This window comes from Vibrio sp. C8, assembly GCF_054051265.1.
In genome coordinates this window covers 111,998-126,368 of sequence record NZ_JBPAOE010000051.1, presented here as the reverse complement: position 1 = coordinate 126,368, position 14,371 = coordinate 111,998, and the positions used below count along the sequence as shown (strand labels likewise).

Here is a 14,371-nt window from a genome sequence, read left to right as displayed (position 1 = left end):
TTAGCTCAGCTGGATAGAGTACCTGGCTACGAACCAGGCGGTCGGAGGTTCGAATCCTCCAGGACGCGCCACTATTTAAAGCCTCGCATTATGCGAGGCTTTTTCTTTTGTTAAAAATACAATTCTTGTTTATCTGCAAGTAGTAAGTCACTGTTCTGTATTGAACCAAAATGACTTTACCGTCTATATTCCATATTTCATTTCAAAGTTTCACTATTCTCATCGTAATGAATACAAATACGTTGCTCACGCATTGGTTTGCTTACAATCGGTTTGCGCCGTTTTGTTAGCTATGCCATAAATCTGACACTCAATATGTGGCGCTTCTAGAAGAGTACTCTCAACTAAATTGACAATTTTTAATCAATTGAGATAATTTTCGCTCACTTGTCATAACGAGGAATCTCGTTTTTTTTGACGATTGTTGTCAGGATGACAAAAGAAAGGAAGCAACATGACAAACATTGGAAGCCTGCTAGTAGACGCGGCCGCCCTGATGATTACAGGGATGGGCTTCGTTTTTCTATTTCTAACCATATTGGTTTATCTCGTTCGGTTAATGTCTAAACTGGTACCTCAAGAAGTACCTCAACCGATCAGTACACCTATCAAAAATAAAAAAGTACCAGTGAAATCTGCGGCGTTGGACCAACAAACGGTCAGTCCACAGGTTATTGCGGCTATCTCTGCTGCGGTACATCAGCACCGTACTCTAGCTGCTGCTGAAAGTAGTAAATAATTAAAAGGAGTTAATAAGCATGTCTAAACCACTTGCCATAACCGATGTGGTCCTTCGCGATGCCCATCAATCTTTATTTGCTACGCGTATGCGTATCGAAGATATGCTGCCGATTGCAGCTGAGTTGGACAAAGTTGGCTATTGGTCTCTTGAAACTTGGGGTGGAGCAACATTTGATGCCTGTATTCGATTCTTAGGCGAAGACCCATGGGAGCGTTTACGTGAGCTGAAAAAAGCGATGCCTAACACACCAATGCAAATGCTTTTACGTGGTCAAAACTTACTGGGTTATCGTCACTATGCCGATGATGTAGTAGAAAAATTTGTTGAACGAGCGCGTACCAATGGTATGGATGTCTTTCGTATTTTTGATGCGATGAACGATGTTCGTAACTTTGAGAAAGCAGTAAAAGCGACGATTGATGTTGGTGCTCATGCTCAAGGTACGCTCTCGTATACCACAAGCCCAGTTCACAACGCCGATACTTGGGTTGATCTTGCTAAGCGATTGGAAGATTTAGGGTGTCATTCTTTGTGTATCAAAGATATGTCTGGCCTGCTTAAACCATATGAAGCGGAAGAGCTGATTACTCGTATTAAAGCCTCGTGTGATGTGCCACTTGCTCTACATTGCCATGCAACCACAGGATTATCGACAGCAACAGCGGTGAAGGCGGTGGAAGCTGGTATCGACATTCTTGATACCGCAATTTCATCCATGAGCCAGACTTACGGTCATACGCCAACAGAAACTGTTGTTGCTATGCTGCAAGGTACTGAGCGCGATACTAATTTGAAGCTTGAGCAGATCGAACCTATTGCCGCTTACTTCCGTGAAGTGCGTAAGAAATACGCGAAGTGGGAAGGTCAGTTAAAAGGCGTTGATTCTCGCATTTTGATCGCACAAGTTCCCGGTGGTATGTTGACCAATATGGAAGGTCAGCTTAAAGAACAAGGTGCAGCTGACCGTATAGATGAAGTTCTTGAAGAAATCCCACGTGTTCGTAAAGACCTTGGCTATATTCCTTTGGTAACCCCGACATCACAAATTGTCGGAACTCAAGCTGTGATCAATGTATTGACTGGTGAGCGCTATAAGAGCATCACTAAAGAAACGGCGGGTTTATTGAAAGGTGAATACGGAGCGGCTCCAGCAGAAGTGAATACTGAGCTTCAAGCTCGTGTTCTCGACGGCGCAGAAGTGATCACTTGCCGTCCTGCAGATCTATTGCAAGACGAGATGGAACACCTAACGACTGAACTGCTAGAGAAAGCAAAAGCGGAAGGTATTTCTTTGGCAGAAGACACCGTTGATGATGTCCTGACATATGCGCTATTCCCTCAAGTTGGCTTGAAGTTCCTGAAGAATCGTCACAACCCAGAAGCTTTCGAGCCTGCACCGAGTAAAGAGGTGGCTGCTCCAGTCGCTACAAAACCTGCTGCACCAGCGGTTGGCGGCATCGAAGCTTACAGTGTTAAAGTTGATGGTCATGTCTATGATGTGGAAGTTGGTCCTCAAGGCCAGCTTACTTCGGTTACGCCTGTGCAGGCTAAACCTGCGGCTACGGCTCCAGTTGCCGCTGCTGATAACGCTGAAGACGTTCCTGCGCCACTAGCCGGCACCATTTTTAAAGTTAACGTAGCGGCTGGTGAAGAAGTTGCAGAAGGCGATGTACTCATTATTCTTGAAGCAATGAAGATGGAAACGGAAGTCAGAGCTGCTCGCTCAGGCTTAGTTCAGGATCTTCATGTCAAAGAGGGTGATGCTGTTGCTGTTGGTTCACCACTGCTGAGCTTGGCGTAAGGGAGTACCATGGACGGATTAATAACCTTATGGCGTGAAACAGGTATAGCTAACTTCGAACTGGGCCAGATCATTATGATCATGGTTGGTTGTTTGCTGCTGTTTCTTGCTATTCGTAAAGGTTTTGAACCCTTGTTACTTCTGCCAATTGGCTTTGGTGCGGTTCTAGCAAATATTCCAAATGCTGGTTTCACTGAACCGGGAGGATTGCTTTACTACGTTTACCACGTAGGGATCGAATCGGGTGTGTTCCCGTTGTTGATCTTTATGGGTGTAGGAGCAATGACTGACTTTGGTGCTTTGATCGCAAACCCAAAAACATTGTGGTTGGGGGCAGCGGCGCAGTTAGGTATTTTTGCGACCTTATTTGGCGCTATTTTCCTTAACTATGTTCCGGGAATGGAATTTACCATGGCAGATGCGTCATCGATTGCGATTATCGGTGGTGCAGATGGCCCGACAGCGATTTTCTTAGCAAGTAAATTGTCGCCGGATCTGCTGGGTGCGATTGCTGTAGCTGCATACAGCTACATGGCATTGGTTCCTATTATTCAGCCGCCAATTATGAAAGCTCTGACGACACCCGAAGAGCGCCAAATTAAAATGGCTCAGCTTCGTCATGTTGGGAAAACTGAAAAAATCATTTTCCCTCTGATTGTCCTTCTGATGACAATTTTGTTCCTACCGTCAGCAACTCCACTCGTTGGTATGTTCTGCTTAGGGAACTTGATGCGAGAAGCGGGTGTCGTTGAGCGTTTGTCTAAGACTGCACAAAATGAGTTGATCAACATCGTCACTATTTTCTTGGGGCTTGGTGTTGGTTCTAAGTTGCAAGCGGATAAATTCTTAAATTTAGAAACGTTGGGTATTTTGGCTTTAGGCGCCGTGGCATTCAGTATAGGTACTGCTGGTGGCGTGATTATGGCTAAGGTACTTAATAAATTTTCTAAAGAGGATATCAACCCGCTTATCGGTGCGGCTGGTGTATCTGCGGTTCCTATGGCTGCGCGAGTGGTTAACAAGGTTGGCTTACAAGCTAACCCTCAAAACTTCTTGTTGATGCACGCAATGGGACCAAACGTAGCCGGTGTTCTTGGTTCTGCGGTTGCCGCTGGCGTGTTGCTCGCATTAGTAGGTTAATAGCTAACTGATGAAACCAATTGGTTGAACGTACCAATAGAGGACATTATCTTTGCTTAACGCTTTCGCGGTATGAAACTGTAGTGTTTGTAAATATTGGTATATATTCAAAGGGATGCTGCAGCATCCCTTTTTTATTTGCGCTATAGGGACAGTTGAAATGGAAAACAAGCAAATTGCTATTACCCAGTTTGGTGGGCCTGAAGTTTTATCTATATTATCGTCACCAATACCAGAGCCGAAAGCGGGCGAGGTATTAGTCCATGTTGCATACTCTGGAATCAATCCGATTGATGTAAAAACACGGGCAGGTTTAGGTTGGGCTGCAGCTCAAAATAAAGACAATTTACCTTGGGTACCGGGTTACGATGTTGCAGGGCAGGTTATAAAAGTCGGCCAGGGTGTTTCTCGATTGCAAGAAGGCGATAATGTTGCTGGTTTCATCGGTTTTCCTACTCAAGGTGGAGGCTATAGCCAATATGTTTGTGTTCCAGAAAAGGAACTGAGTCTAGTGCCTGAATCGGTCACTTTAGAAGCAGCTGCCGTGCTTCCTCTTGCGGGGCAAACTGCTGCTCAGGCTTTGAATAAAGCGGAAGTGAAAGAAGGCGATGTAGTACTGATTTTAGCGGGTGCTGGTGGTGTTGGACATTTAGCTGTGCAGATAGCGATTGCAGCAAAAGCAGAGGTTTATACCACTTGCAGCGAAAGTAATCTGGATTATCTGGCTACTCTTGGTGCTCATGCGATTAACTATCAGTTTGCACCTGTATCACAGCGTATTGATAAAGTGGATGTATTGATAGACCTTGTCGGCGGTGATGCTGCTTTGGATGCGTTGAAGTGTCTCAATGATAACGCTCGTGTTGTCACTGTTCCGACATTAAGTGCAGAACTGATTTGTGAGAAAGCCAAAATGTTGGGTTTTCAAGCCACAGGTATGCTGGTAGATCCTAACCCTGAGCAATTAGACACTATGTTATACATGGTTAGCGTTGGATTGTTAAAAACTGAAATTCAACATATTTATCCTATGGATGAAGTTCAACAAGCCCATAAACAAATAGAAACGGGTCATACACGAGGCAAGGTTTTGTTAGATATGAAATGATTGAGTTTTTTAACTCTCTTTTTACCCAATTTGCGCAGTTATTCTCTGATTCAGCATTATGGGTTCTCTTTTTTGGCGGCTTTCTTAGTGCAACTCTGCTTCCCGGTGGTTCAGAAGCCGCTTTACTCGCTACTTTATCGCTTAATCAATATCCCGTATTTTTTGTCATTACAATCGCAACTTTGGGTAATACCCTTGGTGGCTTAGTCAACTATTGGTTAGGTTTATGGTTGCCGAATAGAACTCAGCAGCAAAAGCATGGTCATAAAGCTTTAGCTTGGTTAACTAAGTATGGTTATTGGTCTTTGCTGTTTAGTTGGTTACCTATTATTGGCGATCCACTTTGTTTAGCCGCAGGCTGGCTAAGAATGAAATTTTTACCTTCATTTGTCATGATTTTGATTGGCAAAGCGCTTCGATATTCCATTCTAGCCGTTCTTTTCTTTTTCTAAGATTTTCTAGGGAGATGTTATGAGGAAAATCTGGGCTGGAGCCTTCTCATTAATCGCCATTTATGGCTGTAGTACTCAAACCAAACCAGAGACAGAACTCTCCTCACTTCCTCAAAGCATCCACTTTATTGAACAAGTGGATGCAGCGTCTGGCAAAGTGATGATCCCTTATTCTAAATATCAGTTAGATAATGGATTAACCGTTATTCTTTCTCCGGATCATTCTGATCCGGTAGTGCATGTAGACGTTACTTATCATGTGGGCTCTGCTCGTGAAGACGTTGGCAAGTCTGGGTTTGCACACTTTTTTGAGCACATGATGTTTCAGGGATCCAAGAATGTAGGGGACCAGGAGCATTTTCGATTGCTCACTGAAGCGGGCGGTGCCTTGAATGGCACAACAAATCGAGACCGGACGAATTACTATGAAACAGTACCTGCTAATCAACTGGAAAAAGTGCTGTGGTTAGAAGCTGATCGCATGGGCTTCTTGCTTGATGCGGTCTCTCAACGTAAGTTCGAAATCCAACGCGATACAGTGAAGAATGAGCGTGCGCAGAATTATGACAACCGTCCATATGGTCTTATGTGGGAGAAAATGGGTGAAGCCATTTATCCGCAAGGGCACCCATACTCTTGGCAGACAATCGGATATGTCGAAGATTTGGATAAAGTGGATGTAAATGATCTAAAAGCGTTTTTCCTGCGTTGGTATGGTCCTAACAATGCTGTTTTGACTGTTGGTGGTGACATTGACGTCGATGAGACTCTTCAATGGGTAAACAAATATTTTGGCTCTATACCTAAAGGGCCGGAAGTGAAAAATACCAAGAAGTTGCCCGCCATTTTGCCTCAAAACCGCTTTATCACCATGGAAGACCGTATTCAACAGCCGATGGTATTGATTGGCTGGCCGACGTCATATCGTGGTGCTGATGATCAAATGTCGCTGGATGTTTTAGCTAGTGTCCTTGGTAGCGGTACTAACAGCTATCTCTACCAAAACTTAGTTAAAACTCAGAAGGCAGTCAGCGCGGGTTCTTTCCATGATTGCTCTGAACTGGCGTGTAATTTCTATGTGTTTGCAATGGCTCCAGCCGGTAATAAAGGTCAGTTAGCGCCTTTATACAAAGAGCTTATGCAGACACTTGATGAGTTCAAATCGAAGGGCGTCGCAGCTGAGCGTTTAGAACAAATCACAGGAATGGCTGAAGCGAACTCGGTATTTGCTCTGCAGAGCGTGTCAGGAAAAGTGGCTCAGTTAGCGGCAAATGAAACTTTTTATGGTCAACCGGATCGTATTGAAGATCAGTTGGAACAACTGCGCCATGTATCGCCGAAGAGCCTCACAGCGGTATATAACAAGTATATTAATGGCAAAAACAAAGCCACGCTTAGTATTGTCCCACAAGGTAAGACAAGTTTTGCCGTGAGGAAGGCGACATTTGTAACACCTGAACGTGATTTGCCGGAGCATCAAAAAATTTCTGAACAACAACTGACGTACCGTCATGTCAAAGATACTTTCGACCGTTCAGTCATGCCGAAAGTCGCTGATGCGGTTCAGGCCCGTTTACCGACCTTGTATGACATTTATTTCAACAACGGTGCTGAGTTGCTTGGAACCAAGACATCTGAAACTCCGACTGTGGTCATTCAATTTAAACTTCCGGCCGGTGAAAGACATGTGCTGAGAGGAAAAGAAGGCTTAGCAAATTTAACCGCAGCCATGATGGAACAGGGTTCAGCATCAAGGAGTGTAGAAGAGATTCAAGCGCAGTTGGATAAACTAGGCTCAACCATCAGCGTGAATGCTAATGCCTATTCAACAAGCGTTGTGGTTTCTAGTTTAGAGAAGAATCTGGCTGAAACTTTGTCGGTTATTGAGGAAGTGTTATTCCAACCGGGCTTTAAGCAAGACGATTTTGACCGAATCAAGCAGCAGATGATTCAAGGAATGGTCTATCAGCATCAACAACCAGAATGGCTAGCATCGCAAGCAACACGTCAAGTATTGTTTGGCTCCTCGATTTTTGCTCGCTCCAGTGATGGTACCAATGATTCTATCGCCAGTTTGACATTGGAAGATGTGAGGCACTTCTATCGTAAACATTACACACCGAATGGTGCTCAAATCGTTGTTGTTGGGGATATTTCAAAGCAGGATATTCGCAAGCAGCTAAACTTTTTCGCCAATTGGAAGGGGGAAGCTTCGCCTCTGATTGATCCGCAAATCGTTCCTAACTTAACCAGCAAAAAAGTTTATCTGGTGGATAAACCGGATGCGCCTCAATCAGTCGTTCGTCTAGTTCGACGCGGTTTACCGTTTGACGCAACGGGTGAACTATACCTGAGTCAGTTGGCAAACTTTAATCTTGCCGGTAATTTCAATAGCCGTATCAATCAGAATCTACGTGAAGATAAAGGTTTTAGCTACGGTGCGAACAGTTACTTCTCCAGCAACCGAGAAGTGGGTGCGGTAGTGTTTAATGCTCAAGTCAGAGCGGATGCTACGTTAGATTCGATTATCGAGTTACAGAATGAAATGGCGAAGTTCAGTGAGAATGGCTTAACTGACCAAGAAATGGATTTCTTACGTCTAGCTGTGGGGCAACAAGATGCCTTGAAGTATGAAACTCCGGGACAAAAAGCGTCCTTATTAAGTAGCATATTGACCTACAGCTTGGATAGAGATTATCTACAAGTACGTAATGAGATAGTAAAACGCGTTGATAAAGTGACACTAGATCGTTTAGCTGCGAAATGGTTTAATCCGAATGATTACCAGATTATCGTGGTCGGTGATGCAAAAACACTCAAGCCTCAACTAGAAAAATTAACAATTCCCGTAGAAGAGCTTGAAATCATCCGCTAGAGTACACATAAAAGAGGGGGCGACGTTCGCGTGCCTCCTGTCTGTCTTCGTAGATTCTTCCACTAAACAAGGTTGAACTGCTAGAGGATTAGGCCGACTCACAATACATATAAGCGAATCCCAATTTGACTAATTTTGCCGAGCGACTTGAACGAGTTGCAAATAAATCTAAAGTATTTCAACAGTTTGGCCGTGGTGTCGAACGTGAAACACTACGCTATACATCAGATGGTGAGCTGGCTTTGACTCCGCATCCTCAATCACTTGGCAGTGCTTTGACGAACCGTTGGGTCACAACAGATTTTTCAGAGTCTTTGCTGGAATTTATAACGCCAGTTTCTAATGATGTTGCAACTTTGATGTCACAACTGAAAGACATTCATCATTTTGCCCAATCTAAGCTCAATGATGAGAAATTGTGGCCGTTATCTATGCCTTGCTATGTGGGTAGTGAGGATGACATCAATCTTGCTCAATATGGCTCGTCGAATACTGGACGAATGAAGACCTTGTATCGCGCAGGTCTTAAAAAGCGTTATGGCAGCTTGATGCAGATTATTTCCGGTGTTCATTTCAACTTCTCTTTCCCTGATTCATTCTGGGACGCTCTGTATGGTGAGCAAGATGAAAACGCGCGTCAGGATACAAAATCGGAAGCGTACTTTGCGTTGATCCGTAATTACTATCGATTTGGATGGTTGATCCCGTATTTCTTTGGAGCATCGCCAGCACTGTGTTCATCCTTTATTCGTGGTCGCGAAACAAAACTGCCATTTGAGAAAGTCGGTGGCACTTTGTATCTTCCACACTCAACGTCTCTGCGCTTGAGTGATTTAGGTTATACCAACAGTGCTCAGAGTGGGCTGAAAATTGGCTTTAACGGTTTAAACCAGTATCTAGAAGGGTTGAACAGAGCGATTCGTACTCCTTCAACAGAGTTTGCAGAAATTGGTGTTAAAGTGGATGGTGAGTATCGCCAGCTAAACAGTAATGTTCTGCAAATTGAAAATGAACTGTATGCGCCAATTCGTCCTAAGCGAGTAGCGAAAAGTGGTGAAAAACCATCAGAAGCGTTAGCGCGAGGTGGTGTTGAATATATTGAGGTTCGCTCTCTGGATGTTAACCCATTTAGTCCAGTGGGTGTAACAGAACAACAAGTTCGATTCTTAGATCTGTTCTTAACATGGGCAGCTCTTTCTGACTCAGACCCTATGGATAGTTGTGAACTGGAATGTTGGAGAGACAACTGGAACAAAGTCATTGTTCAAGGTCGTCAAGTTGGCCTTGAGCTGCAGATTGGCTGCCATGGTGAAAAACTATCGTTGCAAGACTGGGCGAAGCGTGTGTTTGCTGATTTGCGCCAAATTGCCGAAGTGATGGATGCAGAGCTTGGCGGTCAAGCGTATCAGCAAGTGTGTAATGAGCTGGAAACGTGGATCGATAATCCTGATAAAACATTATCAGCACAACTGCTGGAGCAAGTAAAATCTGCTGGTGGTTTAGGTAAAGCTGGTTGTGCGTTAGGTATGCAATATCGTCAACAAAACCTTGAACATCAATACCAAGTTTATTCAAAAGAGTTGATGGAAGAAGAAGTTCTTCGCTCTGCTCAAGAACAACTCACTATCGAACAACAAGATACGGTGAGTTTTGATGAGTATCTTGAACAGTATTTTGCTTACTTGAAATAAGCCGCTTCACGATTGATGCTTAGATCGCTATCATTAGCAAATAAAAAAGTTAGCAAACCATTTATCTGTGTTGGAATAGAATTAAATACCAGCACCATTGGAGAGAAAGAACAATGCCATTATTAGACAGCTTTACTGTTGATCACACTCGAATGAATGCACCAGCGGTACGTGTAGCGAAGAAAATGCAAACCCCTAAGGGCGATACCATTACTGTTTTTGACCTACGTTTTACTATACCAAACAAAGCAATCTTGTCTGAAAAAGGTATTCATACACTAGAGCATCTATATGCAGGTTTTATGCGTGCACACCTAAATGGCTCAAGTGTTGAGATTATTGATATTTCACCAATGGGTTGCCGTACAGGTTTCTACATGAGCCTGATTGGCACACCAACTGAGCAAGAAGTGGCTTATGCTTGGCTTGCTGCAATGCAAGACGTGCTAAAAGTGGAATCTCAAAATAAGATCCCTGAACTTAACGAATATCAATGTGGTACAGCAGCAATGCACTCGCTAGAAGAAGCGAAGGAAATCGCTAAGACTGTTATCGCTGCGGGTATCAATGTTAACCGTAACGATGAATTAGCTTTGCCAGAAGATATGCTGAAAGAACTGAAAATCGACTAATTACTGTTAGATTGCAGATATTAAAAAGGCTTGGTTTTACCAAGCCTTTTTTGTGTTCTTAGAAAAGAGATTTACGCTTTCTTCGGTTTGCGAGGATGAACTCGAACCAGCTTAATGCGGTTCTCTTCCAGTTCAACAATTTCCATCGGATGATTTGCTACTTTGACGCTGATTTGGCTTTCTGGGATCTCTTCAAGATGTTCCAGAATTAAACCGTTAAGCGTTCTTGGACCGTCAGTAGGAAGTTTCCATTTTAGACTCTTGTTGATATCACGAATGTTTGCACTGCCTTCAATCAGGAAGCTGCCATCACCTTGCGGTGTAATTTCTTCAGATAAGCTTGGTGCAATAGAGGTGGTAAATTCCCCCACAATCTCTTCCAAAATATCTTCCAAAGTAATCAAACCGATAATGTCACCGTACTCATCAACCACCAGACCGATACGCTCTTTATTTCGTTGGAACTTTAGGAGCTGAACGTTTAACGGTGTGCTTTCGGGGATGTAATAAATTTCATCAGCGGCACGCAGGATGATCTCTTTATTCAGTTCGCTTTTCTCCAACACAAAGCGAGAGGCTTCACGTAAACGTAGGATACCGACAGCTTCGTCTATTTGGTCTCGATACAAGACTACACGGCCATGCGGAGAGTGAGTAAGCTGACGAACAATTGATTTCCAGTCATCATTAATGTTGATTCCCGTAATTTCATTACGTGGAATCATAATGTCATTCACTGTTACGTGCTCAAGGTCAAGAATCGACAGCAGCATATCTTGGTGACGACGAGGAATGAGTCCGCCCGCTTCATTTACGACTGTACGGAGCTCTTCAGAACTGAGGTGATCATCACCACTGCTTAAGTTCTTTACGCCCAATAAGCGAATAAAACCGTTGGTAATGAAGTTGACGAACACAACTAATGGCGCGAAGACTTTCATCAGTATTGACAGCAATACACTGCTTGCGTAAGACACTTTCTCAGGGAATAGCGCGGCTAATGTCTTAGGCGTGACTTCAGCAAAGACAAGTACCACAAGAGTTAACACACCTGTTGCGATTGCAACTCCGTAGTCACCGTATAGACGCATACCGATAATCGTCGCAATCGCGGAAGCGAGAATGTTGACGAGGTTATTACCGATAAGAATTAGGCCAATAAGACGATCTGGACGACTAAGTAATTTCTCAACTCGTTTTGCGCCTTTATGCCCTGTGTTGGCGAGGTGCTTTAAACGATAACGGTTGAGAGACATCATGCCTGTCTCAGAACCAGAAAAATAGGCAGAAATAACAATAAGACACGCAAGCAGCGCAAATAAAATACCCGTAGAGATATCGTCCAAAACGATCTTTTTCCTTATAACAGATTTAGGTAAATAAAATTTAGTAATTAATGGATTATGATAAGCCGGAAGTCAATCAAGACAACTCGCGAATGTTTACTCAGCTCAGGATTATTTCTCTGACAAATCGGCTTCCAAAGTAAGCCAGAGTCAGCAATGTTGCTCCAGCAACTGCAAACCAAGTCACTTTTCTTCCTCGCCAGCCTTTTTGGTAATGACCCCAAAGTAAGATGGAGTAGACCACCCAAGCAATAAAAGAAAGGATCGCTTTATGAGCCTTGCCTTGAGCAAACATATCCTGAACAAAAAACCAACCAGTAATAAGAGTACCAGTTAGCAGCAAGTTACCAATCAGAATTATCTTAAACAATTGGCGTTCAACCATGAGCAATGGTGGCAAATTAGGGTTAATTGCTAAAGCTTTTTTCTTTTTCAATTTGTAATCAAGCCAAGCCAGTTGCAACGCATAAAGAGCACCAATAGACAGTGTCGAGTACGAGAACAGAGCCAGTGATATATGAACGAGCAATTTAGGATCGTTTTCCAAGTGCGTAATGAACGTGCTTGGTAGGAACGTTGCGGCCGATACATTAATGGCTGAGAAGCTATAAACAACAGGCAATAAGAACCATAACCGAGTTTTAAACATCGCTACGCTCATGACTAGAGAGATAATAAAACTGATCAGTGAAGCAACGTTGAGCATACTCAAGTTCTGCCCAGAGGCATTGATAATAAGATCTCCAAGCAGCCAAGCATGAAAAACAAGTGCTAAGAAAGCAGAAATAAAAACGGACTTTGCTCTTATACCTGTGTGGTTGACTAGACTAGGCACTATGGTTGCGATAGATAAAACGTACATTAGAGTGGCAACGATAGCGATTAAGTTATCCATACTTCTCACATAAATGGCTGCTGAATTAACGAATTATACATTGCATAACCCTAATGAGCTACGGTGGATCTTGATTGATTTTTGATAGTTGAGATCTCACAAAGTTAACCCAATCTAGAAGACAAACCTCAGTGTTCCCAGTTATAGAGATGTCTGCACCTCCCCGTAGTGGGGAATAGGGTATGACTATGGACTTGGCTAATGTATACTCACAACAATTAATCGCCGTACCGCGAAGAGAATAAAGATGTTTGAGAATTTAACGGATCGACTATCCAAGACGCTGAAAAATATCAGCGGCAAAGGACGTCTTACAGAAGACAATATTAAAGAGACCCTGCGTGAAGTTCGCATGGCGCTATTGGAAGCTGACGTTGCACTTCCTGTAGTTCGTGATTTCGTAAACCGTGTTAAAGAGAGCGCGGTAGGTGTCGAAGTTTCTAAATCGCTGACCCCAGGACAAGAATTCATCAAGATCGTACGTAGCGAACTTGAGAAGGTTATGGGTGAATCTAATGAAGCGCTTAACTTAGCCGCTCAGCCACCGGCTGTTATTCTCATGGCAGGTTTGCAAGGTGCAGGTAAAACAACCAGCGTTGGTAAACTGTCGAAGCTATTAAAAGAGCGTGATAAGAAGAAAGTGCTGGTGGTTTCCGCCGACGTTTATCGCCCTGCGGCGATTAAACAGTTAGAAACTTTGGCCACCGATCTTGGTGTTGATTTCTTCCCGTCTTCAGCTGACCAAAAGCCAATTGATATCGCGAATACGGCTATCGATCATGCGAAGAAAAAATTCTACGACGTATTGATTGTCGATACTGCAGGTCGTCTTGCTATCGATGAACAAATGATGTCGGAAATCAAAGACCTTCATAAAGCGATCGACCCTGTTGAAACGCTGTTTGTTGTCGATGCGATGACAGGTCAAGATGCTGCAAATACGGCTAAAGCATTTGGTGATACTCTACCACTAACAGGTGTAATTCTGACCAAAGTGGATGGTGATGCTCGTGGTGGTGCCGCGTTGTCTGTACGCCATATCACAGGAAAACCAATTAAATTCTTGGGTGTGGGTGAAAAAACTGACGCTCTAGAGCCGTTCCATCCAGATCGTGTTGCTTCCCGTATTTTAGGTATGGGTGACGTACTGTCACTGATTGAAGACTTACAACGTAATGTTGACCAAGATAAAGCGGAAAAGCTAGCTAAGAAGTTTAAAGAGAAAAAAGGCTTCGACCTAGAAGACTTCCGTGAACAACTTGGCCAAATGAAAAACATGGGCGGTATGATGGGAATGCTGGATAAGCTTCCGGGTATGTCTCAGCTTCCTGCTGGTGTTAAAGACAAAGTCGATGACGGTATGTTTAAGCAAATGGAAGCCATCATTAGCTCCATGACAATGAAAGAACGTCGTAACCCTGATTTGATCAAAGGTTCTCGTAAGAAACGTATTGCGTCAGGTTCTGGTACACAGGTACAAGACGTTAACCGCCTATTAAAGCAATTCACTCAAATGCAAAAAATGATGAAAAAAATGCAGAAAGGCGGCATGAAAGGCATGATGCGCAACATGCAAGGCATGATGGGCGGAATGGGAGGTATGGGCGGAGGCGGTGGCGGTTTCTTCGGTCGCTAATCTAAACCCAGACCTCTATTTGTTAAGTTGAGAATATTGTTTGTTCAAAAAAC

At 43.5% G+C, this 14,371-nt stretch carries 11 protein-coding genes; 9 read left to right on the top strand and 2 right to left on the bottom strand.

Annotation, left to right across the window (positions count from 1 at the left end; genetic code table 11):
- Positions 1-454: 454 nt before the first annotated feature.
- From ACRQQK_RS19140 to luxS, 8 genes are all read left to right on the top strand, one after another.
- Positions 455-739 carry an oxaloacetate decarboxylase subunit gamma gene (locus tag ACRQQK_RS19140; protein ID WP_457514064.1) on the top strand — a complete coding sequence of 95 codons (285 nt, stop codon included), beginning with the start codon at positions 455-457 and terminating at the stop codon, positions 737-739.
- A 19-nt stretch (positions 740-758) separates the two neighbouring features.
- Positions 759-2,543 carry a sodium-extruding oxaloacetate decarboxylase subunit alpha gene (oadA, locus tag ACRQQK_RS19135; protein WP_457514062.1) on the top strand — a complete coding sequence of 595 codons (1,785 nt, stop codon included), beginning with the start codon at positions 759-761 and terminating at the stop codon, positions 2,541-2,543.
- Positions 2,544-2,552: 9 nt separating this feature from the next.
- On the top strand, positions 2,553-3,683 hold the full coding sequence (locus ACRQQK_RS19130) for a sodium ion-translocating decarboxylase subunit beta (protein ID WP_457514060.1): 1,131 nt from the start codon (positions 2,553-2,555) through the stop codon (positions 3,681-3,683).
- A gap of 160 nt (positions 3,684-3,843) precedes the next feature.
- A complete protein-coding gene (locus ACRQQK_RS19125; protein WP_457514058.1) occupies positions 3,844-4,791 on the top strand; it encodes an NADP-dependent oxidoreductase in 948 nt (315 codons plus the stop codon).
- A complete protein-coding gene (locus ACRQQK_RS19120) occupies positions 4,788-5,243 on the top strand; it encodes a YqaA family protein (protein ID WP_457514056.1) in 456 nt (151 codons plus the stop codon). The genes ACRQQK_RS19125 and ACRQQK_RS19120 overlap by 4 nt, the downstream gene beginning before the upstream one ends.
- A gap of 19 nt (positions 5,244-5,262) precedes the next feature.
- On the top strand, positions 5,263-8,118 hold the full coding sequence (locus tag ACRQQK_RS19115; protein WP_457514054.1) for a M16 family metallopeptidase: 2,856 nt from the start codon (positions 5,263-5,265) through the stop codon (positions 8,116-8,118).
- Between the two features lie 125 nt (positions 8,119-8,243).
- A complete protein-coding gene (gshA, locus tag ACRQQK_RS19110; protein ID WP_457514052.1) occupies positions 8,244-9,809 on the top strand; it encodes a glutamate--cysteine ligase in 1,566 nt (521 codons plus the stop codon).
- Positions 9,810-9,922: 113 nt separating this feature from the next.
- Positions 9,923-10,441: an S-ribosylhomocysteine lyase gene (gene luxS, locus ACRQQK_RS19105; RefSeq protein ID WP_457514050.1), complete on the top strand. Its 519-nt coding sequence runs from the start codon at positions 9,923-9,925 to the stop codon at positions 10,439-10,441.
- Between the two features lie 71 nt (positions 10,442-10,512).
- On the opposite strand, the gene ACRQQK_RS19100 is transcribed toward luxS, so the two are convergent.
- Together ACRQQK_RS19100 and ACRQQK_RS19095 are read right to left on the bottom strand one after the other, a co-directional pair.
- Positions 10,513-11,787 carry an HlyC/CorC family transporter gene (locus ACRQQK_RS19100; RefSeq protein WP_457514048.1) on the bottom strand — a complete coding sequence of 425 codons (1,275 nt, stop codon included), beginning with the start codon at positions 11,785-11,787 and terminating at the stop codon, positions 10,513-10,515.
- A gap of 100 nt (positions 11,788-11,887) precedes the next feature.
- Positions 11,888-12,682: a cytochrome C assembly family protein gene (locus ACRQQK_RS19095; protein WP_457514046.1), complete on the bottom strand. Its 795-nt coding sequence runs from the start codon at positions 12,680-12,682 to the stop codon at positions 11,888-11,890.
- A 247-nt stretch (positions 12,683-12,929) separates the two neighbouring features.
- Here ACRQQK_RS19095 and ffh point away from each other — a divergent pair, with 247 nt between their 5' ends.
- A complete protein-coding gene (gene ffh / locus ACRQQK_RS19090) occupies positions 12,930-14,318 on the top strand; it encodes a signal recognition particle protein (RefSeq protein ID WP_457514044.1) in 1,389 nt (462 codons plus the stop codon).
- The last annotated feature ends 53 nt before the right edge of the window (positions 14,319-14,371 follow it).

Bases quoted from the DNA above. Each gene is read 5' to 3' on its own strand.
- ACRQQK_RS19140 (WP_457514064.1), top strand. From the start codon at position 455: ATGACAAACATTGGAAGCCTGCTAGTAGACGCGGCCGCCCTGATGATT.
- oadA (WP_457514062.1), top strand. From the start codon at position 759: ATGTCTAAACCACTTGCCATAACCGATGTGGTCCTTCGCGATGCCCAT.
- ACRQQK_RS19130 (WP_457514060.1), top strand. From the start codon at position 2,553: ATGGACGGATTAATAACCTTATGGCGTGAAACAGGTATAGCTAACTTC.
- ACRQQK_RS19125 (WP_457514058.1), top strand. From the start codon at position 3,844: ATGGAAAACAAGCAAATTGCTATTACCCAGTTTGGTGGGCCTGAAGTT.
- ACRQQK_RS19120 (WP_457514056.1), top strand. From the start codon at position 4,788: ATGATTGAGTTTTTTAACTCTCTTTTTACCCAATTTGCGCAGTTATTC.
- ACRQQK_RS19115 (WP_457514054.1), top strand. From the start codon at position 5,263: ATGAGGAAAATCTGGGCTGGAGCCTTCTCATTAATCGCCATTTATGGC.
- luxS (WP_457514050.1), top strand. From the start codon at position 9,923: ATGCCATTATTAGACAGCTTTACTGTTGATCACACTCGAATGAATGCA.
- ACRQQK_RS19095 (WP_457514046.1), bottom strand. From the start codon at position 12,682: ATGGATAACTTAATCGCTATCGTTGCCACTCTAATGTACGTTTTATCT.
- ffh (WP_457514044.1), top strand. From the start codon at position 12,930: ATGTTTGAGAATTTAACGGATCGACTATCCAAGACGCTGAAAAATATC.